Source organism: Hydrocarboniphaga sp. FW305-C-57 (assembly GCF_058783045.1).
On record NZ_JBYSYG010000003.1, the window covers coordinates 381,356 to 403,774 of the forward strand.

22 protein-coding genes and 1 tRNA gene are annotated in these 22,419 nt (G+C 65.5%); 15 read left to right on the plus strand and 8 right to left on the minus strand.

All coding sequences use genetic code 11. The annotated features are described in order from the left end of the window. The first annotated feature begins 10 nt into the window (after nt 1-10). On the plus strand, nt 11-517 hold the full coding sequence (lspA, locus tag AC3WUM_RS09075) for a signal peptidase II (protein WP_492409904.1): 507 nt from the start codon (nt 11-13) through the stop codon (nt 515-517). 20 nt (nt 518-537) lie between these two features. After that, nucleotides 538-1,497: a 4-hydroxy-3-methylbut-2-enyl diphosphate reductase gene (gene ispH / locus AC3WUM_RS09080; RefSeq protein WP_492409905.1), complete on the plus strand. Its 960-nt coding sequence runs from the start codon at nt 538-540 to the stop codon at nt 1,495-1,497. Nucleotides 1,498-1,501: 4 nt separating this feature from the next. Here the strand turns inward: ispH and AC3WUM_RS09085 are convergent, their stop codons facing one another. From AC3WUM_RS09085 to AC3WUM_RS09110, 6 genes are read right to left on the minus strand one after another with little or no spacing between them, the layout of a single operon-like run. Then, complete coding sequence (locus AC3WUM_RS09085) at nt 1,502-1,939, minus strand: type IV pilin protein (RefSeq protein ID WP_492409906.1); 438 nt, start codon at nt 1,937-1,939, stop codon at nt 1,502-1,504. Between the two features lie 5 nt (nt 1,940-1,944). After that, the gene (locus AC3WUM_RS09090) at nt 1,945-5,853 is read right to left on the minus strand and encodes a pilus assembly protein (protein WP_492409907.1); all 3,909 of its coding nucleotides are present in this window, start codon (nt 5,851-5,853) and stop codon (nt 1,945-1,947) included. Nucleotides 5,854-5,864: 11 nt separating this feature from the next. After that, on the minus strand, nt 5,865-6,473 hold the full coding sequence (locus AC3WUM_RS09095; protein ID WP_492409908.1) for a pilus assembly PilX family protein: 609 nt from the start codon (nt 6,471-6,473) through the stop codon (nt 5,865-5,867). Then, nucleotides 6,470-7,630, minus strand: a complete 1,161-nt coding sequence (locus AC3WUM_RS09100; protein ID WP_492409909.1) for a PilW family protein — start codon at nt 7,628-7,630, stop codon at nt 6,470-6,472. The genes AC3WUM_RS09095 and AC3WUM_RS09100 overlap by 4 nt, the downstream gene beginning before the upstream one ends. Next, complete coding sequence (gene pilV, locus AC3WUM_RS09105) at nt 7,627-8,241, minus strand: type IV pilus modification protein PilV (RefSeq protein ID WP_492409910.1); 615 nt, start codon at nt 8,239-8,241, stop codon at nt 7,627-7,629. The genes AC3WUM_RS09100 and pilV overlap by 4 nt, the downstream gene beginning before the upstream one ends. Further along, nucleotides 8,232-8,831: a GspH/FimT family pseudopilin gene (locus AC3WUM_RS09110; protein WP_492409911.1), complete on the minus strand. Its 600-nt coding sequence runs from the start codon at nt 8,829-8,831 to the stop codon at nt 8,232-8,234. Before AC3WUM_RS09110 ends, pilV begins: the two co-directional genes overlap by 10 nt. A 185-nt stretch (nt 8,832-9,016) precedes the next feature. Between AC3WUM_RS09110 and thiO the strand changes: the two genes are divergently transcribed. Then, nucleotides 9,017-10,099: a glycine oxidase ThiO gene (gene thiO / locus AC3WUM_RS09115; protein ID WP_492409912.1), complete on the plus strand. Its 1,083-nt coding sequence runs from the start codon at nt 9,017-9,019 to the stop codon at nt 10,097-10,099. Between the two features lie 9 nt (nt 10,100-10,108). Here the strand turns inward: thiO and AC3WUM_RS09120 are convergent, their stop codons facing one another. Beyond that, on the minus strand, nt 10,109-10,525 hold the full coding sequence (locus AC3WUM_RS09120; protein WP_492409913.1) for a type IV pilin protein: 417 nt from the start codon (nt 10,523-10,525) through the stop codon (nt 10,109-10,111). 117 nt (nt 10,526-10,642) lie between these two features. Here AC3WUM_RS09120 and AC3WUM_RS09125 point away from each other — a divergent pair, with 117 nt between their 5' ends. From AC3WUM_RS09125 to AC3WUM_RS09170, 10 genes are all read left to right on the plus strand, one after another. Further along, complete coding sequence (locus AC3WUM_RS09125; RefSeq protein WP_492409915.1) at nt 10,643-11,227, plus strand: GspH/FimT family pseudopilin; 585 nt, start codon at nt 10,643-10,645, stop codon at nt 11,225-11,227. Continuing rightward, nucleotides 11,221-12,096 (plus strand): hypothetical protein, encoded by an 876-nt coding sequence (locus AC3WUM_RS09130; RefSeq protein WP_492409916.1) that lies wholly within the window; start codon nt 11,221-11,223, stop codon nt 12,094-12,096. The genes AC3WUM_RS09125 and AC3WUM_RS09130 overlap by 7 nt, the downstream gene beginning before the upstream one ends. Beyond that, nucleotides 12,080-13,372 carry a hypothetical protein gene (locus tag AC3WUM_RS09135; protein WP_492409917.1) on the plus strand — a complete coding sequence of 431 codons (1,293 nt, stop codon included), beginning with the start codon at nt 12,080-12,082 and terminating at the stop codon, nt 13,370-13,372. Before AC3WUM_RS09130 ends, AC3WUM_RS09135 begins: the two co-directional genes overlap by 17 nt. Further along, on the plus strand, nt 13,369-13,926 hold the full coding sequence (locus tag AC3WUM_RS09140; RefSeq protein ID WP_492409918.1) for a prepilin-type N-terminal cleavage/methylation domain-containing protein: 558 nt from the start codon (nt 13,369-13,371) through the stop codon (nt 13,924-13,926). The genes AC3WUM_RS09135 and AC3WUM_RS09140 overlap by 4 nt, the downstream gene beginning before the upstream one ends. An 87-nt stretch (nt 13,927-14,013) precedes the next feature. Beyond that, nucleotides 14,014-14,089: transfer RNA gene (locus AC3WUM_RS09145), tRNA-Thr, on the plus strand. 276 nt (nt 14,090-14,365) lie between these two features. Further along, nucleotides 14,366-14,992, plus strand: coding sequence for an energy transducer TonB (locus tag AC3WUM_RS09150; RefSeq protein WP_492409919.1), 627 nt, complete (start codon nt 14,366-14,368; stop codon nt 14,990-14,992). Nucleotides 14,993-15,018: 26 nt separating this feature from the next. Next, nucleotides 15,019-15,870, plus strand: a complete 852-nt coding sequence (locus AC3WUM_RS09155) for a MotA/TolQ/ExbB proton channel family protein (RefSeq protein WP_492409921.1) — start codon at nt 15,019-15,021, stop codon at nt 15,868-15,870. Nucleotides 15,871-15,907: 37 nt separating this feature from the next. Continuing rightward, nucleotides 15,908-16,336 (plus strand): ExbD/TolR family protein, encoded by a 429-nt coding sequence (locus AC3WUM_RS09160; RefSeq protein ID WP_492408481.1) that lies wholly within the window; start codon nt 15,908-15,910, stop codon nt 16,334-16,336. A 153-nt stretch (nt 16,337-16,489) separates the two neighbouring features. Further along, nucleotides 16,490-16,924: an ExbD/TolR family protein gene (locus tag AC3WUM_RS09165; protein WP_492409922.1), complete on the plus strand. Its 435-nt coding sequence runs from the start codon at nt 16,490-16,492 to the stop codon at nt 16,922-16,924. 9 nt (nt 16,925-16,933) lie between these two features. After that, nucleotides 16,934-18,169 (plus strand): hypothetical protein, encoded by a 1,236-nt coding sequence (locus tag AC3WUM_RS09170; protein ID WP_492409923.1) that lies wholly within the window; start codon nt 16,934-16,936, stop codon nt 18,167-18,169. A gap of 113 nt (nt 18,170-18,282) precedes the next feature. Here the strand turns inward: AC3WUM_RS09170 and AC3WUM_RS09175 are convergent, their stop codons facing one another. After that, nucleotides 18,283-20,067: an acyl-CoA dehydrogenase gene (locus AC3WUM_RS09175; protein WP_492409924.1), complete on the minus strand. Its 1,785-nt coding sequence runs from the start codon at nt 20,065-20,067 to the stop codon at nt 18,283-18,285. A gap of 191 nt (nt 20,068-20,258) precedes the next feature. On the opposite strand from AC3WUM_RS09175, the gene AC3WUM_RS09180 reads away from it, so the two are divergent. Both AC3WUM_RS09180 and AC3WUM_RS09185 read left to right on the plus strand, forming a co-directional pair. Then, a complete protein-coding gene (locus AC3WUM_RS09180) occupies nt 20,259-21,332 on the plus strand; it encodes an AraC family transcriptional regulator (RefSeq protein WP_492409925.1) in 1,074 nt (357 codons plus the stop codon). 84 nt (nt 21,333-21,416) lie between these two features. Then, nucleotides 21,417-22,367 (plus strand): lysylphosphatidylglycerol synthase transmembrane domain-containing protein, encoded by a 951-nt coding sequence (locus tag AC3WUM_RS09185; RefSeq protein ID WP_492409926.1) that lies wholly within the window; start codon nt 21,417-21,419, stop codon nt 22,365-22,367. Nucleotides 22,368-22,419 lie beyond the last annotated feature (52 nt).

The window sequence follows — 22,419 nt, forward strand, 5'->3', positions numbered from 1 at the left end:
GTGCCGCCTCGTGACTTTCCAGTTCCGCAACGTCTATTGGCTCTGGCTCACGGTGCTGACGCTGCTGCTCGATCAGGTCAGCAAGCAGCTCGTCGCCAAGAACATGCAGCTGTTCGACGAGATTCCACTGCTGCCGCATCTGAACCTCAAGCGCATGCACAACACCGGCGCCGCGTTCTCGATGTTCAGCGATTCGTCGCCGCTCGTGTTCGTGACCATCGGCGTCGTCGTCAGCGTGGGCATCCTGATCTGGCTGCGCCGCAATCCGCGCGGGCAGACGCTCGTCGCGGTGGCGCTGTCGCTGATCATGGGCGGCGCGCTCGGCAACGTGATCGATCGCGTGACGCGCGGTTACGTCGTCGACTTCATCGATTTCTACGTCGGCGGCTGGCACTTCGCGGCCTTCAACATCGCCGATACCGCGATCAGCGTGGGCGCCGGCTTCATGGTGCTCGACATGCTGCTCGAAATGTTTCGCAAGAAGCCGGAGCCGCAGCCACCTGCGGCCGACAGCTAAGCCTTATTGAGGATACAGCCGTGGAAATTCTGCTCGCCAATCCTCGTGGTTTCTGTGCCGGCGTCGATCGGGCCATCGAAATCGTCGAGCGCGCGCTCGAACAGCTCGGTGCGCCGATCTATGTGCGGCATGAAGTCGTGCACAACCGCTTCGTCGTCGAAAGCCTGCGCAACAAGGGCGCGGTGTTCGTCGAGGAAGTCGATCAGGTGCCCGAAGGCGCGGTCTGTATCTTCTCCGCGCATGGTGTCTCGCAGCAGGTTCGCCAGGACGCGAGCGCGCGCAAGCTCACGGTGTTCGACGCCACCTGTCCGCTCGTGACCAAGGTGCACATCGAGGTCAAACGCTATTCGCGCGAAGGCCGCGAAGTGGTGCTGATCGGCCATGCCGGGCATCCGGAAGTCGAGGGCACGATGGGCCAGTTCGACGAATCGCAAGGTGGGCGCATCCACCTGGTCGAGACGCCTGACGACGTGCAGACGCTGCCGATCCAGAAGCCCGGGCACATGGCCTATGTGACCCAGACCACGCTGTCGATGGACGACACTGCGCGCGTCATCGACGCGCTGCGTGCGCGCTTTCCGATGATCAGCGGGCCGCGCAAGGACGACATCTGCTACGCCACGCAGAACCGCCAGGATTCGGTCAAGGATCTCGCCGCGCAATGCGACGTGCTGCTCGTGGTCGGTTCGCGCAACAGCTCCAACTCGAATCGCCTGCGCGAACTCGCCGAAAGCCGCGGCACGCCGGCCTGGCTCATCGACGGCCCCGATGACATCCAGCCCGAATGGATGAGCGGCAAGCAGCGCGTCGGCGTGACGGCCGGTGCGAGCGCGCCCGAAGTGCTCGTGCAGCAGGTCGTCGGCCGACTCAAGGAGCTCGGCGGCAGCGTGGCGAAGGAACTCGCCGGGCGCGAGGAAACCATCGTGTTCTCGCTGCCGCAGGCCTTGCGCAAGGCCACCGGCGCGGTGCGCGGCGGCTAGGGAGTCAGCGGCTCCAGCAGCTGTCCGCGGTTCCGGCCGATGACGAGCGAATGCCGGTCGAAGTCAGGCTCAAGGTTTGGCACGCGGTGTCCTTGAGCTGCACGCCGAGCGGTGCGGCGCTGACCGTATAGCTGTTGCCGCTGACGCTGATCGACAGATCGTAGATGGCGTCCGTCTGCGTGCTCGAGGTGCTGGCATCACGCTTGAGATAGCGTTGCAGCTGAATCTTGGTGACGTCGTTCGTATAGCTCTTGTGCACGATGAAATAGCTCTCGAGCCGCGAGGACGCATCCACGAGCGCGGCCTTGGCGACGGTGCGATTCGCGCGCAGCACATAGCTGCGGTACGACGGCACCGCGATCGTCGTCAGGAGGCCGACGATGACGACCGCCACCATCAGTTCGATCATCGTAAAGCCACCTTGCGTCCTTGCTGTGGTCATGTTGTTCACGGTTGTCTGATCGCCTTTTCCTCGTCGCCACGCCGCTCGCGCCAGAAGTAAGGGTAGGTGGGAGGATTGATCGTGCTCATGGTCTGCGCGTTGGCGGTCAGCGCGCTCGCGGTCAGCGGGCTGAACTCGCCCGGCAGGCCCGGCGACACGCCGGCGCCTTGGCGCAGGTCGCCGAAGCTGTCGCTCATGAACTGGTTGTAACGCGGCCGCGAGTCGCTCAGCGCGATGCCGTAGAGACGGCTCGAGCCTTCGGAGGGCTCGCAGGACTGCGTGGTCGCATCGGGCGGCACATAGGTGCTGAAGAAGCTCGTGCCGTCGGTGCTGAGCGGCTGCGACAGCAGTTTCTCTCCGCTCGCCGATAGCCGCAGTCTCCAGCCCGTGCCGAGGTCGGACGAGTTCGAGCAGCTGTCGCTGGCGGTGGCGCAGGCGGTGGTCAGATCGGCGAACGCGCTTTGTCCTTTGAGCCCGGCCTCGGTGGTGATGACGTCGTCCTTGGTCAGCGAACTCGCGGTGCGGAAGTCGCGATAGGCGTAGAGATAATTTTCGGTGGCGGTGTTGAGCGGGTCTTCGCGGTCGCCGGAGCCGAACAGCACGACGTCGAAGCTGCCGACGATGGCGGTGCGATACGGCGCGTAATCCGGCGCGTGGAAGAAGCGGCGGTCGTTGGTAACGCTGCTCGTGCTGGCGTTGTGACGGCCGACGCTCGCGAGCGGCGTGAGCACCCACTTGCTGCGATCGTTGCCCGGAAAGTCGGCGCGCCACAGGCGCCCACCGGTATCGGCGACGTAGAGGCGATCGGTGATGCCGTCGCCGTTGGTGTCGACGATGGTGACGTCGGCCGGAATGCTGTTGACGAGCAGCGGATGCTGGAAGGTCTTGGTGCCGCTGTTGTACGGCGTGCTGCTGCTGAAGCTGCCCTGCCTGGCCTTCCAGATCAGCTCGCCGGTCTCGGCATCGACGATGTAGATCGCGTTGCCCATGCTGTCATCGGTGCCGACGCGTCCGTCGCTGCCGCGCGCGTAGTCCTTGCCGATCTTATTGTTGTTGCTGTCGCGGCCACCGTTGTAGCCGCCCGCGAAGATCAGCACCGGCTTGGTCGAGGTGCTGCTGCCTTCGGTGACGCTCATGCGGCCGATCTGCGGCGACGAGAAGGTGAGGCCGAGCTCGCTGTAGTTCGATGTCGAGCCCGAAACCAGGCCGCTGCTCCGATACAAGCCGTCGGGCCCGATGCGCCAGAGCAGCGACGGGGAGTCGGGATTCGTGAGGTTCATGCCGTAGACGTAGCGTCCGCTGCGGCGCAGCCCGAAGAACATCCAGGCGCGGTCGTTGGCGTTGCCCGAGTCGATCCTGCCGTCGGCGGCCCCGCCGCTGCCGCTGCGATCCTGCACGAGCACCGCGGGCGCGCCGTCGACGCCATACGGGAACTGCGCGGTCGCCACGTTCTCGCGCAGCACCTGCTGCTGGCTCATGACCACGCGCGGCATGAACCCCCAGTTCTCGACGCCGTCGCTGTTGCGCACCATGCGCAGGTAGCCGTCGGCCGCGCCGTAGACGACGCGGATGTCCGGGCTCGCCGCCGTGTAGCCGCTACGCGCGCCGTAGTTGATCGCCACCGGCCGCGAATGCAGCAGCGCGCCGTGCATCCAGCTCCGCCCCGTCACGCCGGTCACGCTGGTCCCGCTGCCCTTCGGCGTCGCGGCGGTGCCGACGTCGAAGCCGCGAGCGTAGAGCAGCAGCGAGCGGCGCAGGGTGTCGTCCGCGGTCGCGGTGCCGGTGACGCCGAGATCGGCCTTGAGCTCGTCGCGCACGGTCTGGCTGTCGGCATCGAGTGCGGCGAGCGACAGCTGGCCCGAGCTTCCGAGCCGATCGAAGAACAGCTGGCGCTGGTTGTCGCCGTTGACGCGCCCCGGGTTGCCTCCGCCGGCGAGCGCGAAGCCCGGAATCTTCTGCCCGGCGCCGCCGAGCGCGGTCGCGCGTCCGTCGGCGGACAGGGAGCCGAGCAGGCCCGTGTTGGTCCAGTAGGTCACCGCGCTCGACTTGATGCGGCCGTCGCTGCTGTCGATCGCGAGCGCGTTGCGGGCGTCGTAGTACTGATAGTTGTTGTTGCCGTCGACCTTGACGTTGAGCTTCTTGAGATTGCCGTCCCAGCGCGGCGTCTTGTCGACGGAAGGCTTGAACAGCGTGAAGAAAGCCTCGGGGCGCACGACCGAGGCCTGCGTGAGATCGGCCGTCAGCGTCGGCGTGTTCAGCGAGGCATCGACGTTGAGCGTGGGCTTGACCCAGGTGGCGAGCGCGCCGCCCTGGCCGAACATTCCGAGTTGGTCGAAGAGAATGGTCCCCAGCGTGCCGCCGATGTTGGCGACATTGTCCAGGCCTCCCATCACGTTCTGGACCAGCCTCAAGGTCTTGAGATTGATCTTCTGGTTGTTCTTGTCGCGGAAGCCGTTGACCTCGGCTTCGTGGATGACGTCATCAAGCGTGAAGGTGGCTGGCAGGTTCGGTAGCAGTTCCGGGGCCCTGAGTCGGGCATCGGATTCGCCATCGTACAGTGGATGTGTCAGCTCCACTGTCAATACGTTCGCCGTGCGGCACGCCAGTTCAGGTTGAATGTATTGGCTTCCGTTATCGATCGTGCCGCCCAGGAAGTTGGCCGCTTTTCGATTGCGTCCCGCGAGCAACGGCGGCCGTGTCACGACGTCCCATTCGTTGAGCGGGGCATTGTAGACATCGTATCCGCCGAGGTACTGCATGATCTCGACATAGACTTCCTTCCCTTGGAAGGGAGGCAGGATCTGCGGCAATCGCAATGGAATGAGCGACACGTCTCCGAGCGTAGCCGTGAGATTGCGCGTGATCGTTGCAACGCCCGTGATGGTGCTCGGAAGATTGAGCAGGCCGTCGTTCGCTAGGTTGGGTATCAGTACCGATTTCAGCAGGCGTGCCACCACCGAGCCGAGGTCTAGGGGGCCTGAGAGGGACAAGCCAGTGAGGTTGTCGACATCTCCAATTACACCTTCGACCAACCCATTGGCACCGACATTCAGAAACCCGGCAAGGAAGTAGGCGCCGTTGCTGCAGTTAGGTGTATTGCGGCGTGGTCCCGATAGGATGTCGGCCTTGTCCGGAAAAGCGCATTGCGACGCAGTCTGGCTAGGCATGCCGAGCAGCTGGTTCGTGGAAGTGCGGTCCGCATGGGACACGACGATGGCCAACCGTGTATTCGCCAGACTGGCGACGATGTTGTTGACCAGTCCCGTTACGTTGGCCAGATCGGTTGGATTGATCAGAATCTTATCGACGGCGTTCAAGGTGCTGTCGAGTACGCCGATCGTCGCAGCCGGCAACGCAGTGAGTGTCTTGCTGAGCACATTCACCGTTAGCCCTTGCAGGAGCTGGCCGACGAAGCCACCCAGTAGAGTGGAGAGAATGTCGCCCAGAAGGGGAATGCTAAGCAGTAGACGCAGCGTTCCACAAGTAAGCGTGGTCACTCCGCCCAGCAGCGGTCGCACCAGGAACTCAAGCAACCCGAGCCCCGGTAGCGCCATCACGGGCGAATTCATGCCCAGCAATCCATACAGATCACATAGTGCGAGCGCGCGATCCTTGTTAGACATGCTGCTGTCGGTTCCCGTGAGCAGCTTGACCGGATCGCCCAGGCCGCTCAGCAGTTCATTCACGGTCTTGCCCTGTGTCAGCGAGAGACAGGTCGGACTGTTCGTAGGATTGGTGATGATGTTGTCGCAGACGCCGAGCAGATTGAGATCGAGCACCAGGATGGTAGCGGGCGGCCGGACGCTATTCGTTGTCGGGTTGGTGTAGATCTCGATGTCGTCGGCGACCGCGTACTGCGTGCAGACGATCAGCCCCAGCATCAACGCGCAAAGACGATGCACCCATTTCTTCATGGCCGATGTCCTCATTGCTGCGTCAGGCCCTTGATCTGGGCCACGCGCACGTAGATGCCTTGCGCCACTTCGGCCCCGCCCTGCGGGGCCGAGTCGTCGTTGGTCGACACTCGATCGTAGCCGGCGATCAGCGTGAACGATGCGAGCTGGAAGCGATCGCCACTGTCGCCGCGGCGCAGCGCGTTCACCGGCGCATAGTCTCCGCTGCCGACCGACTCGCGGCGCAGCGCGGCGTACGAATAGCCTTTGTGGATCGTCGCGGGCAACAGGTTCGCGTCGACCTTGTCGGACGGGCAGCTGAAACCCTGCTGGGCCGACAGATCGGACGAACTCAGCTTGTCTCCGATCGCGCAGCCTTGCACGTAGTTGGAGCCCGGCAGTACCGGCAGGCGATCGACCTGCGTCTTGCGATAGGCCCACATGCCATCGAGCGCGGTCTGCCCGTTCTGCAGCGCATCGACGCGCCCGACTTCGTTCTGCGCGAGTCGCAGGTCGATGTTGCCGGCACGCATCGCCGCCAGGCCGATCAGCGTGATGATGACGAGGAAGAACACCGCGGTGGCGAGCGCGGCGCCGCGCTGTTTCGCGGACGCTGTTCGGGCTTGCGCGTGATGGTTCATGGCGATGTCTCGGCCCCCGGGTTGCGCAGATAGACCGTGGTGGAATAGACGCGCCGGTAGTAGCGCTTGGCCGTGGTGTCGCCGTCCGACGCCGGCGCGTAGCTGTCCGCGTCGCCGAGCTGGTAGGTCTTGTCGTCGGTGTACGAGCCGTCGGACGTCGACGAGCGTACGCGCAGGGCGATCTGCGCGGTGATGGCATTGACGGCGATGTTCCGGTCGCTCGGCGTATCCGTGAAGCTGTCCGGAGCGCCGTCGTTGTTGGTGTCGAGACCCCAGGTGATCTGCAGGTCTTCGATGCCTTCGGCGAGGCACTCGGTGTAGAAGCCGAGCGCACTGCTGCTGCCGCTGCAGCTCGCGGTTTCGCCGCTGCCCGAGTAGCCGCTGCTGCAGAGTTCCTTGCGGCACAGCGAAGGCGTTCCATCGCCAGCCGTGCGCGCGTAGTCACGCACGAAGTAGATGCGCGGCAGGAAGCGCGAGAAGCTGCGCGGCGCGGAGATCGGGGGATTGATGCCGTCGATGAATGCCGCGTCGCTGGCGTTGTTCGCGGCCGTCGCGGCCGCGGGCCAGCGCACGAGCGCGCCGGCGACGCCATTGGTCATCAGGTAGAAGCCGTAGGGCGTGCCGGTGATCTGCGTGGCGGAAGAAGACTGCGTGAGCGAGACCTGGCCGACCGCGCGGCGGATCGCGATCGCGTCGGTGCCGCTGCGGTAACCGCCGACACAGCGCCATTTGGACGCGATGCTCGCGGTCTCCTTGTGATTGCGAAACTCGATGCGGTTGCTGCGCACGCCGGCGGCGTCCTTGACCTTGAGCCTCAGCGCCCAGCGATCGGTGGCCGCGGCTCCGCAGTCGATCGCGGCGGTCAGTGCGGTCGAGGCCGAGGTCTCGCTGAGTACAGCAGCGTCGAAATCGGGCTGCACGTCTTCGACGCGACCCATGCCGCCCCAGTAGCCGGCCATGCTCAGCTCGCGCGACAGCGTCGACAGCGCGAAGCGCGCCTGGTCCTGCATGCTCGCGAGCATTTCGTTCTGGCGGTTGCTGCGGTTGGTGTAGACGAACAGCGTGCCGATGCCGACCAGCAGCACGAGACCCAGCGTGAGGCTGATCATGAGCTCGACGAGGGTCAGGCCGCGTTGCGAATGGAGCGAGCGTTTCATACGAACTCGATCACGATGTACTGGCGGATCGCGTCGGCCGTGCCGCTGGCCGGGTCGGTGTAGCGGCCCAGGCCGGCGCCGCAGCTGTCATAGCCGGACTCGCTCGTTTCGAGCTGGCTCTGCGTGTTGTTGAAGCTGCGCCAGGCGACGACGACACGATATCTGCTGCCGATCTTCTTCACGCAGCCGGTCGGCGAAACCAGGCCGCCGACCGCGTCGTTGCCGATTTTCTCCTCGCTGCCGACCAACTTCTGTCCCCATTGCCGGAGATCCCAGCCGGCCAGCTGGCTCAGCGTGCAGACCGAGCTCGAGCAGTCGGTGGAGGAGGTGATGGCGGTCGCGTCGTTCGTCAGTACACCATCGAGATACAAGGACTTGTTCGCGTCGGACACCAGGGCGTTGGAGGACACCGCGCGAATGCGTTCGACCATGTCCTGGGCCAGCGCCGCGGCCGCCGTGCGTTGCGCGGTTTCGTAGCTGACTTTCTTCGAAGCCGCCTGCAGGCCAGCCACCGTAAGCAGGCCCACCGCGGTGACGAAGATGGTGATCAGCACTTCCACCAGCGTGAAGCCGGCGGCGCCTCGCGGCCTGGCAGGCGGGCTCAGGCGCATGCGCTGCTGGTGTCCGCCGTGCTGATCGCCCGCAGGCTCACGTAGCCGTTCAGGGCGATCTCGACGCGCCGGCTGTCCTTCAGGCGTCCGCTCTTGTCGCAGAGCGTGAAGTTCAAGGATTGCGTGGTGCGCCCATTGCTGCCGAACTGCACGACCGGCGTGTCGGCCGTGGCGCTGAGCTTGATGGTGAAGGCATCGCCGCTGCCGTCGGCCGTCACCCGGCCCACCGGATCGAACACGCCGATGATGTCGTCGGCGCTGGCGGGCTCGTTGGTGTCGACGCTGCCGTTGGTGTCGCGATAGACGATCCAGCCCTGCGACCATTTGCCGCTGCCGATCGCGCAGCTCGGCGTGGAGCCGGTGGTGAAGTAGTCGCGCCGGCAGACGCTCACCGTGGTGTTGCGCGCGATCGCCTCGCTGCGCGCCTGATTCAGCGCGGCCATCAGCAGCCGCCCGCCCTGGGCCCGGGCCGCGCCGAGCCCCTGCGTCTGGAACTGCGGAATCGCGATCGCCATGAGGATGGCGGCGATACTCACGGTAACCAGCAGCTCGAGCAGCGTGAATCCGGAATGTCGATGGATGACCGGCATGTCACCGTTATACCAACGGCTCGGAGGTCGGCCGTCGAGCCCAGATGGGCGGTGCTGCTTTGCAGGCTCAAGGGAAACTGCGGACAATTCGCCTCGTTTCGCGGCCCGATGCGCACGCAGCGGCCCTGGGCCGCTCCTCCGATCGAATTGCCTTGCGCATTTCGCTCCGCACTCCGAGTCGAGTCTTGGCACTGTCTCCTCCGCAACACGTCATCATCGTCGGCGCCGGTGCTCTGGGCCTGCTCACCGCGCTCGAACTGCATCGCCGTGGCCTGCGCGTGAGCCTGATCGAGCGGGGCCAGGCGGGGCGTGAATCGTCCTGGGCCGGCGGCGGCATTCTGAGCCCGATCCTGCCGTGGAACTACCCCGAGCCGATCTGGCGCCTGAGCCGTCGCAGCCTGGACCTCTATCCAGCGCTCGGCGCCGAACTGGCCGGGCAGACCGGCGTCGATCCCGAGCTCAGCGTCACCGGCGCCGTTTCGCTCGACCCGCAGCCGCGCGAGCAGGCCTTCGCCTGGTGCGAGCGCGAGCGGCTCGAAGCGCACGGCTGGCGCGGAACGCTGCAGGCGGGCGGGCCGGAGCTATCCGGCATAGCGCTGCCTTGGATCGGCCACGTGCGCAACCCGCGGCTTTGCCGCGCCTTGCGCCTGCGTTTGCTGCAGCTCGGAGTGGAGCTGGTCGAGCACTGCGCCGTCGACGGCTGGCTAATGGAGGGCGGCCGCGTCGTCGGCGTGCGGACGGCTGCCGTCGAGCGCCGCGCCGATGCGGTGGTGCTCGCGGCCGGCGCCTGGAGCGCCCAGCTCGAAGCTTCGCTGCCGGTGGCGCCCGTGCGTGGCCAGATGCTGCTGCTGGCCTGCGAGCCCGGGCGGCTCGCGAGCATCGTGTTTCGCAACGGGCGCTACCTGATCCCGCGGCGCGATGGACGCATCCTCGTCGGCAGCACGGTGGAGAACGCCGGCTTCGACACCTCCGTCGATGCGCAGGCGCGCGAGGAGCTGATGGGGTTCGCGGTCGAAGTCCTCGGCCGCGAGGTGGCCGGCCAGGTCGAGCATCATTGGGCCGGCCTGCGACCCGGAAGCCGCGACGAATTGCCCTACATAGGCGAGCATCCCGAACGGCCCGGCTTGTTCCTGAATACCGGGCACTACCGCAACGGACTCATCATGGGGCCGGCGTCGGCCGAACTGCTGGCCGATCTGATGCTCGGCGATCCCCCACGCCTCGAGGCCATGCCGTACCGCGCGGAAGCTGCCCGCCTGCGCGGCTGAGGCCGGGCGTCAGCGCCAGCACTCGCTCGGATGGTGCTGGCCGGTCTGGTCGACTTCGAGCACCTTGCAGTCGACCGGGCCCTGGTGGTCCTGGTTCTGCGAACCGGTCGATGTCGCGGCGGCACGCAGCACGTAGCTCGTGGCGTTGGCGACTGGGACCGACCACTCGTAATGGCCGTCCCTCGATTGCTCGGACAGGCCGAGCTCGTTCGCGCTGGCATAGCTGGGATTCACCGTACGCCAGCGCTCCTGCTGCAATTGCAGGCGCGTCAGACTGGCCTGCGCTTCGGCGCGGCGTGTCTTGATCACACTGTCGCGATAGCTGTTGACGGCCATCGTCGCAAGCAGGCCGATGACGAGCAGCGTCATCGCGAGTTCGACCAGGGTATAGCCCGGCGAAAGGGAGGGAATTCGGTTCGTGTGCATCCGTGGCTCCGTGTTTGAACGGATTCTGCGTGCGGATGCGTCCTGAATCGGTGAACTCGCGCGCATTTGAGAGCGACGGCGACGTATAGATTGATGCGCATCGCAAATGGATGCGCCATGAGACCGTTTCCCGAACCCTGCGACCGTGCTGCCGGCTATTCGCTGATCGAGGCGATGGTCGTCGTGGCGGTGATCGCGATCGTGTTGTCGATCGCCATTCCGTCGTATGCCGCGATGACGGCGAGAACGCGGCTGCGCTCCGCGGCCGACCATCTGCGCAACGATCTGGGCGAAGCCAGAACCCAGGCCTTGCAGCGCGGCCAGCCGGTTTACGTGAGCTTCTCGCGCAGCGCGGACGGAGCGACCTGGTGCTGGGGCATGAGCCTGCAAAGCGGCTGCGATTGCACTCAGCAGGACGAGAGCTCGAGCCGCTACTGCTATCTCGATATCGACGCCACGCGTTCACCGGCCCGGCGTCTGTCCCGCGTGGTCCACAGCAAGCGGTATGTGCAGGTTCGTCTCGATGCCCTGCCGTTCGGAGGCTCGTTGCGATTGAGCCCGGTGCGGCCCGAAACGCTGGCAGGCAATGCGAGTTTCAGCGCGGGCGGATCGAGTCTGCGTCTCGTCGCGAGCCGCTCCGGGCGTCTGCGGCTCTGCTCACCGAGAGGGTCGCAGTACCTTTCAGGCATGCCCACATGCTGAGGCAAGGCGGCTGGACGCTGATCGAGCTCATGCTCTCGCTGAGCCTGGGCCTGGTCGTCACCGGCAGTGCGCTCGGCCTGCTGATGACCACCCTGGTGACGAGCCGCGATGCTCTGGACCTCGTGCGGCTGAACCAGGACGTACGCCATCTGGCCAACGGCATGCAGCGCGATCTTCTGCGAGCCGGATATTGGCAGGCGATGGAAGCCGTCGCGCATGCATCGGCTCGCTGCGATCTGCAGCTTGCCGATGCGGGCGCAGGCAGTGTTACGGTCCGCTCCGTCGTCGCGGGCGGCAGTTCGCCGTGTTCTGCATTCGCAGCGCCGCTGTCCGCGAACCTGCTGTCCGGTCGTAGCCTGGTGATCAGTCAGCTCGATGCGCAAGCCCAGCCGGTCGTCAGAAACCTGCGCATCGACACGCTGCTCGATGCGAATCGGCTGCTGCTCTCGGGTTCGCTGTCATCGCCGCTGGTGCCAGCCGGCAGCTGGACGATCGACAACCCATTCTCGACGACCGCGCAAACGGGCGATTGCCTGGTGTTCGGCTACGACGAGGACGGCGACGGCCTGCGCGGCGATCAGGAATGGTTCGGCTATCGCCTCGACGGGAGCGCGCAGGCGGTTCGCGGCGTCAACAATGCGCGCAGCTGCCAATCCGGCGATTGGGAGAACATCAGCGACGAGCGGACCGTGACGGTTTCCGCCTTGCGATTGCAGCTTGCTGCCAGCGCATTGCAGACCGGAGCAGGCGCCGACTTGCGCCGCAACGTCGCGACGCTGCAGATGGAAGCCAGCCTCAAGCGCGATGCGCGGGCCGATCGTCAGCTGCAAGCGCGCGTGCGGGTTCGCAACGATGCGCAGGCCTGGTAGCCCTGCGACGGTTCAACGCGGAGCGATCGCGCTCGCGAGCGTGATCGTCATGCTCGGCCTGATCAGCCTGGTCACGCTCGGCTTCGTCGTCGCCGTCCTCGGAGAGCAGCGCAGCCTGGCGAGTGAGGAAAGGTCGCAGTTGGCCGCGATGCTTGCCGATTCCGCGCTGGATCAAGGCCTGGCCTTTTTGCGCCGCAATGCCTGGAGCATCACGGGGCAGGGCGGGTCGGGGCCGCTTCCGGCGCATTGGAGCGCCTGCTCGGCAGCGAACCTCGCGCCACCCTGCGGTGACGGCATTCGCAATCTGTACGACCAGCGCTGGCTGGCCTATGCCGATGTGCCGGCGCTGCGGGCGGTGTCATCGGGCTCGAACCGGGTTCACTACCTCGTGCGTGTCGCCGACGGCGGCGCTGCCGCGTTCGAAACGATCACCGTCTTCGCGCAAGGCTCGACACCGGATGGAATGGGGCAGGCGCGTCAGCGGGTTTCCGCTCGGTTGAGCCCCAGAGTCTCCGCCGTCGCAGCGGCTCCGCTGATCGCTGCGGATGCGCTGACGGTGAGCGATGATGTGAGCGTCGTCGTCGACGATGCGCTCGGCGCGCCGCGATCGGCCTGGTCCTCGGCCGATGCGCGCTACATCGGCGCCTCCCGGAGTTGCCTGCGCAGCGAGTACCTGGCGAGTGCGCCCGAGCCGGCCGGCGATTGCGCCTCCTGCCGTTGTCCCGATGAGCCCACGCGCTTGCTCAGCAAAGCAGCTGCCGAAGGCGCCGATGTCTTCGATCGCGACGGCCATACCGGCCACAATCCCGATGTCGCCTCGCCCGTTCCCGATCCGCTGCTGCAGTTCTTCGGCCTGTCGCGATCCAGGGCTCTGCTGTTGCGCGGCGAAGCCGCCGCCCTCGCGAGCTGTGCCTCGTTGAACGGGGCGTCCAGCGGGCTGTTCTGGATCGATGGGCCTTGCGCCGTTCCCGCGGATCGGCCGATCGGGGCAGCCGACAGGCCACTGGTGCTGATCGTCGCGGGCAGCGATCTGAGACTGGAACCGGGAAGCCGTCTGTACGGACTCGTCGTCATGCTGCCGGCGACCGGGATGGCAGCGCAGATCGAGTTGTCCGACAGCGCAGTCCTGCATGGCGCGCTCGTCTCGGCTGGCGCGATGAGCGTCTCGGGTGCCGGAGCGCTGGTTTATGAGGTGCCGCTCCTGCGAAAACTCGCGCAAGCACGCGAAGGCTTGATCGCACTCACGCCGGTTCCCGGCAGCTGGCGCGACTGGTGAGTGCCTTGATCGAACGACAGCGTGGCATCGGCCTCGTCGAAGTGCTGCTCGCGCTTCTCGTCCTGGGCGTGGGCATGCTCGCGCTCGGAAGGCTCACTGCGCTGGCCTTGCGTGAGATCGAGATCGGTCGGGCGCGGGCCGTGGCGGTGCAGCTGGCGCGGGAGAAGTTCGAAGATTTGCGCAGTTTCTCGCAGCTCGACGCCGGGCCCGCCGGAATCTTCGGTTTCGACGAGATCGGCGCTTCCTCCGGTGGTGCCGAAACCGCGGATGGGCGCCTGCAACTGCCCGCCGGCGCGCTCGAAATCGATGGGCTGAGATTCACGCGGGAGTGGACGACGAGTCCCCTCTATCTCTGCGATGCAGAAGGCGCCGCCACGCGAGACCCCTGCGCGGCTGGGCGACGCCCCGACCTGCTGTGGATCACGATGACGCTGGCATGGACCGATCTCAACGGCATTGCAGGCTCGGCGATCGTCGAATCCGCGATCGCGGCATTCGAACCGGCACTCTCTTCACAAGCCCTGCTGCGCCCGGCTCCCATACCTGCACCGTAATTAGACGGCTCGGAATATTGAAAGGACGCTCACGGAAAGCCATGAGCATTGTCGCCCACGACTCGCCGCCCTATAATCCGCGCCCCTGCCGGGATAGCTCAGTCGGTAGAGCGACTGATTCGTAATCAGTAGGTCGGAGGTTCGATTCCTCTTTCCGGCACCATCGATGAAAAACCAAGAAAGCCGCTATCGTTTTGTATAGCGGCTTTTTTTGTTGGGCCGAAGCAAAATCAGTGCACGCCGGTTTGAAACCGTATAGTGGACTGGCTATTATCGGTAACGGTGTTTTGCCGATGATGATCATTCTTGGCTAGACCTGTAGTTTCAAAAGTTCAACAATCCAGGCAGATGGTGGTGTTTCGCCAATCAGCCGGTAATAAATGAAGCGCTGGTAGAGGGGCTTCATATTGCGACTGCAATAGTCACTTGGAGGAGCTGGATGGAATTCGGTCAACGTCGAGATCCTACTCGGCGCGTTGTCGGGCTTGTCGGTGTGGTGCTGTTCCACGTACTGCTGGTCTGGGGCCTCGTGAGCGGTTTGGCACGCAAGGCCGTGGAACTGCTGCCCGCCCCGATTGAAACCAAGATTCTCGAAGACGCCCCGGTCGAGGAAGAGCCGCCACCGCCGCCCCCTCCGCCGAAGCTCGACGTGCCGCCGCCGCCGTTCATTCCGCCGCCGGAAATCACGATCCAGACGGCTCCGCCGCCGACCAACACGATCACGACGACGCAGACTCCGCCTCCGCCGACCCCCGCACCGGCTCCGGCGCCGCGTCCGGCTGGCGTCAGCAAGGCTCCGGTGGTGAAGGCCAAGGCCTGCCGCGAGCCCGAGTATCCGGCCGTCTCCGAGCGTCTCGGCGAAACCGGCACGGTGCTGCTGCAGTTGCTCGTCGGTGTCGACGGTAGGGTCACCGAGAGCAAGATCGAGAAGAGCAGTGGTTTCGAGCGTCTGGACAAAGCCGCACAACAAGCGTTGTCACGCTGCAAGTTCGAACCCGGCACGACGGATGGAAAACCGACGGCTGCCTGGGCTCAACTCAAGTACACATTCCGCAAGCAGAACTGATCACGATTTTTTTGAGGAGCCAACAGATGTCCTTCACGAAGCACCTGCTGCAGGCCCTGACCGTCGCCGGTCTGATGGCCTTGTCGCCCACCATTCTGGCCCAGGACCCGGCTCCGGCCGCCCCGGTTGAAACCGCCGCTCCCGCAGAGACCATTCCCGCAGAGGCCGCTCCGGCAGCCCCGGCCGGGGAGACCGAAACCGTCGCAGTCGAAAACCCCTACGGCATCGGCGCGCTGTGGGCGCAGGGCGACTTCGTCGCCAAGGGCGTACTGGTGCTGATGCTGATCATGTCGGGCGCGACCTGGTACATCATGATCGTCAAGTTCATCGACCAGCAGAAGCTGATCTCACAGGCCAAGGCCGCCAACAGCACGTTCTGGGCTAGCCGCTCGGTCGAAGAAGGGGCCAAGAGCCTGAAGGCCGGCACGCCGTTCTGGTACATCGCCGACCGCGGCATCGCGGCGAGCAACCATCACGAAGGCACGCTGGTCGAGCAGATCGACCTGAGCAGCTGGATCACGATGAGCATCAATCGCGCGGTCGAAGAGATCCAGAGCCGGTTGCAGGGTGGTCTGGCGGTGCTCGCGACGGTGGGTTCGACCGCACCGTTCGTGGGTCTGTTCGGCACCGTCTGGGGCATCTATCACGCACTGACGGCCATCGGCATCAGCGGCCAGGCCTCGATCGACAAGGTTGCCGGTCCGGTCGGTGAAGCGCTGATCATGACGGCCATCGGTCTGGCGGTCGCCGTTCCGGCGGTCATGGGCTACAACTGGCTGGTTCGCCGCAACAAGGCGGGCATGGAGACGGTGCGCAGCTTCAGCGCGGACCTGCACTCGGTGCTGCTGTCGGGCACGCGCGTGGGCGAAAAGAAGTAAGGCCTAGAAAACTCCCAGCCAGAAGCAGGAGAACGCCATGGCCATGCAAGTAGGCGGAGACGACGAAGGCGAAGATGCCGTCGTCTCCGCGATCAACACCACGCCGCTGGTCGACGTGATGCTGGTGCTGCTGATCATCTTCCTGATCACGATTCCGGTGGTGACGCAGACGGTGCCGGTGAAGCTGCCGAACGAGCGCAACCAGGCGCTGCAGACCAAGCCCGAGAACATCGTGATCGCGATCGACAAGGACGGGAACATGTACTGGAACATCACGCGGATTCCAGACACGAATGCCTTGTTCGAGAAGCTGAAGGTGGAAGCGGTGAAGGTCCCGCAGCCGGAAGTGCACATTCGCGGCGACCAGGCCAGCCGCTACCAGGCCGTGGGCCAGGTGATGGTGACCTGCCAGCGTGCCGGTATCGCCAAGGTCGGGTTCATCCTGGAACCGCCGCCGAGAGGCTAGAACGCAGCCAAGCAGTCCCCTCTCCCGCGTGCGGGAGAGGGTGATGCGAAGCACCGGGAGAGGGGCTGATCGGAAAGTGCGCCCACTTTTCGGACGAACCCTCTCTCCCCTCGCTCACGCGAGGAAGCCACCCAATAGAACGGAGCAATCCCAATGGGCATGAACGTAGGAAGCGGCGGTGGCTCCGGAGATCCGGAAGTCGTCGTCGACGTCAACACCACGCCGCTGATCGACGTGATGCTGGTGCTGCTGGTGATGCTGATCATCACGATCCCGATCCAGACGCATGCGGTGAAGCTGGACATGCCGCAGGCGAACAGCCCGCCGAGCGATGCGCCGCCGCCGCCAGCAGTCGATCTCGAGATCGACTTCGACGGCACGATCCTGTGGAACGGCACGCCGATGGACCGCGGCACGCTCGAAGCGAACTTCCGTCGTGAAGGTCACGCCGACGTCGCCAACCAGAGCGAGTTCCACATTCGTCCAAATAAACTCGTGGAATACAAGTACGTTGCGGGTGTCTTAGCCAGCGCGCAGCGCAACGGCGTGACCAAGATCGGCATCGTCGGCAACGAACAGTTCATGTAGGTATTGACCATGACCCAGACTTTCAAGCGAAACCGTCTTTCGGCCCTCGTTCTGCTCATGGCGGCTCAGGCCGTGGTGAGCGGCGCGGCATTCGCGGCCGGCAAGCAGACCATCAGCGCCGAAGTGGGCGCTCCGCTGCAGGAAGCGCAGAAGGCTCTCCAGTCCAAGGATTACAAGGGTGCTTCGGCGAAGATTGCGGCCGCCGAGGCGGCCGGCAAGGGCAAGCTCACTTCGTACGAGAGCTTCGTCATTGCGCAGCTGAAGTCGTCGGCCGCGCTCGGTCAGGGTGACTACAAGTCCGCGCTGGCTGCTTACGACGATATTCTGGCTTCGCCCGAATTGCCGGCAGGCGAGAAGGTCCAGCGTCTCGACGCCTACGTGAAGATCGCTTACACCGCCAAGGATTACGCCAAGACGGCCGATGCGATCCAGAAGTACAAGGCGGCCGGCGGCACGAGCCCCGATACCCTCGGCCTGTATGCGCAGAGCCTGTATCTCGCTGGCAAGTACAAGGAAGCCGGTGCCGAACTCACGAGCCAGATCGATGCGCTCGAAGCAGCCGGCAAGCGCCCGACGGATACGCAGCTGCAGCTGCTCGCCTCGTGCGCGCTCAAGCAGAACGACATGGTCGCGTACGCGGCGGCGCTCGAGAAGATCGTCACCTTCACGCCGAAGCCCGAATACTGGCTCGACCTGATCGTGCGCACGGGCAACAAGCCGGGCTTCTCGCCGGCGCTGACGCTCGACACCTATCGCCTGCGCAAGGCGACCGGCACGATGGAAAAGACCGGCGATTACATGGAAGCCGCGCAGCTCGCGCTGCAAGCGGGCTATCCGGCGGAAGCCAAGGGCTTCGTCGACGAGGGCTATTCCAAGAAGCTGCTCGGTGAAGGCGCGGACGCTTCGCGTCACCAGCGCCTCAAGGATCTCGTTGCGAAGAAGCTCACCGAAGATCAGGCCACGCTGGCCGAAGGCGAGAAAGCCGCGGCCGCGCAGGCCACCGGCGACGCGCTCGTCGCCACCGGCTTCAACCTCGTGACCTACGGCCAGTACGACAAGGGCCTGCAGCTGATCCAGCAGGGCATCAGCAAGGGCGGCCTCAAGGCTCCGGAGCAGGCCAAGCTGCATCTCGGCGTGGCGCAGAACCTTGCGGGCAAGAAGGCCGAGGCGAACAAGACTTTCGCGGGTGTCGGCGGGACCGACGGCTCGAAGGATCTCGCCCGTCTTTGGAGGCTCGTCCGCTAGAGCGCCGGTTGCCGCCGATAAAAAATGGCCGCGCGTAAGCGGCCATTTTTTTGTCTCCGAGATCATCACGCTGGCTCAGCCGCATCGCGGCCGAACCAGCGCACCGTTGCGACTCAGAACGCGTCGTCGGCGATCGCGAGCGCTCCGCTGGCCCCGTTGACGACCGTGTGGGCCAGGCCCGGCGCCTGCGACAGCACGTGGTCGGCATAGAAGCGGGCGGTAACGAGCTTGGTCTTGTAGAAATCCGAGCCCTCGCCTGCAGCGATATGTTCGGCCGCGATGGCGGCCGAGCGCGCGAGCTGCCAGCCGCCGGCGACGATGCCGAACAGCTTGAGCAGCGGCACCGAGCTCGTCAGCACGCTGCGCACGTCCGGGCCGTAATTCGCGACGACGAACTGCACGCTGCGCTCGAACGCGTCGATGCCGGCCGCCAGGGCTTCGCGCAGGGCGGTGAGTTCTTCGCCCTTCAGCGACTCCAGCGTTTCGCGCATGCTCGCGATCACCACCTTGGCGGTCTGGCCGTTGTCGCGCGCCATCTTGCGGCCGACGAGGTCGGCGGCCTGGATGCCCGTGGTGCCCTCGTAGATCGCGGTGATGCGTGCATCGCGCAGATGCTGGGCGGCGCCGGTCTCTTCGATGAAACCCATGCCGCCGTGGATCTGGACGCCGAGCGAGGCGATGTCGATCGAATTCTCGGTGCTCCAGCCCTTCACGATCGGGATCATGAGATCGACGAAGGCCTGCGCCTTGGCCTGTTCGGCCGCATCGGGCGCCAGGCGTGCGGTGTCCATCGCCGCCGCGACGACGGCGGCCAGGGCGCGCATGGCCTCGGTCTGCGACTTCATGAGCATGAGCATGCGGCGCACGTCCGGATGGCGAATGATCGCCGCCTTGCCACCGCCCTTGACGCCAGCCTCGGCGCCCTGGACGCGATCGCGTGCGTAGGCGAGGGCGCGCTGGTAGGCGCGTTCGGAGATGCCGATGCCTTCGATGCCGACCGAGTAGCGAGCTGCGTTCATCATGATGAACATGTACTCGAGGCCGCGATTCTCCTCGCCGACCAGGTAGCCGATGGCGCCGCCGGCCTGGCCGAAGGCGAGCACCGCGGTCGGGCTGCCATGGATGCCCATCTTGTGCTCGATCGAGACGCAGCGAACGTCGTTGCGCTCACCGAGACTGCCGTCGGCATTGACCATGAACTTGGGCACCACGAACAGGCTGATGCCCTTGACGCCTTCGGGCGCGGTCGGCGTGCGCGCGAGCACGAGATGGATGATGTTGTCGGTCAGATCGTGCTCGCCGTAGGTGATGAAGATCTTCTGGCCGTCGATCTTGTAGCTGCCGTCGTCTTGCGGAACCGCACGCGTGCGCACCGCGGCGAGGTCCGAGCCGGCCTGCGGCTCGGTCAGGTTCATCGTGCCGGTCCATTCGCCGCTGACCATCTTCGGCAGATAGGTTTCCTTGAGGTGTTCCGAGCCGCGCAGCTCGATCGCCTCGATCGCGCCGCGCGTCAGCATCGGGCACAGCGCGAAGGCCATGTTCGCTCCGTTCCACATCTCCTCGACCATCGCCGAAACCAGGCGCGGCAGGTTCTGGCCGCCGATCTCGCCCGGGCAGGCGAGCGCGTTCCAGCCGCCTTCGACGAACTGGCCGTAGGCGCTCTTCCAGCCCGGCGTGGTAGTGACTTCAGTGTCCTTCCACTTGGCGCCGTTGGTGTCGCCGGCGCGGTTCAGCGGGGAGAGCACGCCGCCGGCGAACTTGGCGGCCTCTTCGAAGACGGCCGAGACCAGATCGGGCGTCGCTTCCTCGTAGCCGGGCAGCTTGTTCACGGTATCGAGCCCGGCGAGTTCCTCGACGACGAACTGCAGATCGCGAAGCGGGGCGGTGTATTCGCTCATGGGAAGTCCTTGGCGGATTGATGAAGACGGTTGCGAACGGCTAGGGCAGCACACAATGGTAGGCGCCCAGACCTCAAGCGACACCCATCGGGGTAGGACGGTGTTCGCGATGCGGCCGCAAGTTTAAAAAGCCTCCATTCGCTGGCGAATGTCGAAAACCGCCATCCGCGATGAGAGAATTGGTCATCCGTATGGGAACCCCAAAAAGCGAGATCGTGCAGGACCATACCGCGGGTACCGTGTCGATCGCCTTCGTGCGCGAAGTGATCGCGGCGGCGGCCCGGCGCGGCCAGCCGGCCGCTCCGCTGCTGACCGCCGCCCAGATTCCGCTCAAGTCGCTCGACAACGACGCGGCGCGCGTGTCGCCCGGCCAGTTCGGGGCCTTGTGGCTCGCCGTCGGCCGGGCGCTCGACGACGAGTTCTTCGGCCTCGATTCGCGCCGCGTGAAGGTGGGCAGCTTTGCGCTGATCGCCCGCAACGGGCTGCAGGCGCGGAATCTGCGCGAGGTGCTGGTCGGAATCTCGCGTTTCTTCCGCATCCTGCTCGACGACATCCGCGTCGATTTCGAGGCCGGGGCCGAACGCGCCGAGCTGCGGCTCGTCGATCTGCTGCCGCGCGGCCCGCTCGGCGAGATCGACCGGGTTCTGGCCCACGAAACCCTGCTGACGCTGATCCACGGCCTGGCCTGCTGGCTGATCGCCCGGCGGATTCCGGTCCGCCAGGCCCTGTTTGCCTATCCGCGCCCGCCCTGGGGCGAGGAGTACAAGGCGGTGTATTCGAGCGACTCGCAGTTCGATGCGCCGGTCACGCGCATGATCTTCGATGCCCTGCTGCTCGAGACGCCGGTAGCCCAGACCGAGCGCACGCTCGGCGATTTCCTGCGCGGCGCGCCGGGCAACTTCATCCTCAAGTACAAGAACGAGAACAGCCTTTCGAGCCGGGTGCGACGGCATCTGCGTTCGCTGCCACCGTCGGACTGGCCGAGTTTCGAGGTGCTGGCCGACGGATTCCATATCGGTGCGACCACGCTGCGGCGCCGGCTCGAGCGCGAGGGCACGAGCTTCAGCACCATTCGCGACGCGGTACGCCGCGATCTGGCGATTGCGCATCTGCAGCGCTCGGACGCCAGCATCGCCGACATCGCGCTGACGCTCGGCTTCGCCGAACCGAGCGCCTTCCATCGCGCGTTCAAGCAGTGGACCGGCGTCAGGCCCAGCGTCTACCGCGGCGACGCCAAGCCGGCCAAGGCGCGCAAGCTGATCTAGCGGGCCCGGTGCGCTGCAAGTCACTGCTCATTCAGTGCCCGCCGAGAGACTAAGCCTGAATCCCTGGGTCGGACCTCGCTCGGCATGGACAAGGCAAAGTGGCAGCAACGCGGCAAGCTCATGCTGTCGATCGTGTTTCTCGGGGCCGTGGCCTGGATCGTCATCGATCGCGGATCGGAACTCGACTGGAAGGAAATCACCGCCTCGCTGCTGCGCTACGACGCGCTCACGATCGCCGGAGCCTTCGGTCTTGCGCTGATCGGCTACGCCGCTTGCAGCGCCTATGATCTGCTGTCGAAGCATTACGTCCATCACGACATTCCGGCCCCGACCGTCATGAGCATCGCGTTCGTGAGCTATGCGGTGAACCTCAATGTCGGCGCCCTGCTCGGCGGCCTCGGGTTCCGTTACCGGCTGTACTCGCGCTATGGGCTCGAGACCGCGCGCACCACGCAGATCATCGGCCTGTCGGTGCTGACGAACTGGGCCGGTTTCATCCTGCTGGCCGGCCTCGTCCTGCTGATCGCCCCGCCCAAGCTGCGCGATTCCTGGCACATGGGATCGGCGGCCTTGCAGGGACTTGGCTTGCTCATGCTGTGCATCGTCGCGGCGTACCTGGTGTTCTGCGCGAGCTTCCACGGTCGCTCGCGCGAAATCCGTGGCGTGCACTTCGAATGCCCGACGCTTCCGTACGCGGGCACCCAGCTGGCGCTGTCGTCGGTCAACTGGCTCGCCGCCTCGGCGGCTGTCTATCTGCTGTTGCCGCGCGACGTGGCGTTTTCGCAGGCGATGATCGCGTTCATGGCGAGCGGCCTGGGGGGGCTCATCGTGCGCCTGCCGGCCGGCATCGGCGTGCTCGAGGGCACTTTCCTGGCGATCCTGGGCGGCACGATCGGGCACGGGCGCCTGCTCGCGGCGCTGCTCGCGTTCCGGGCGGTGTACTACATCGCGCCGTTGATCGCGGCCCTGCTGCTGCACTTCTGGCTCGAGATCCGGGCCAAGCGCACTGCCTCGGCGGCCGCCGCTGCCGGCTGAGAGTCTTGCACCAGACGGGCTTATCTAACGAGGCTCCTTGAGCACCAGGCAC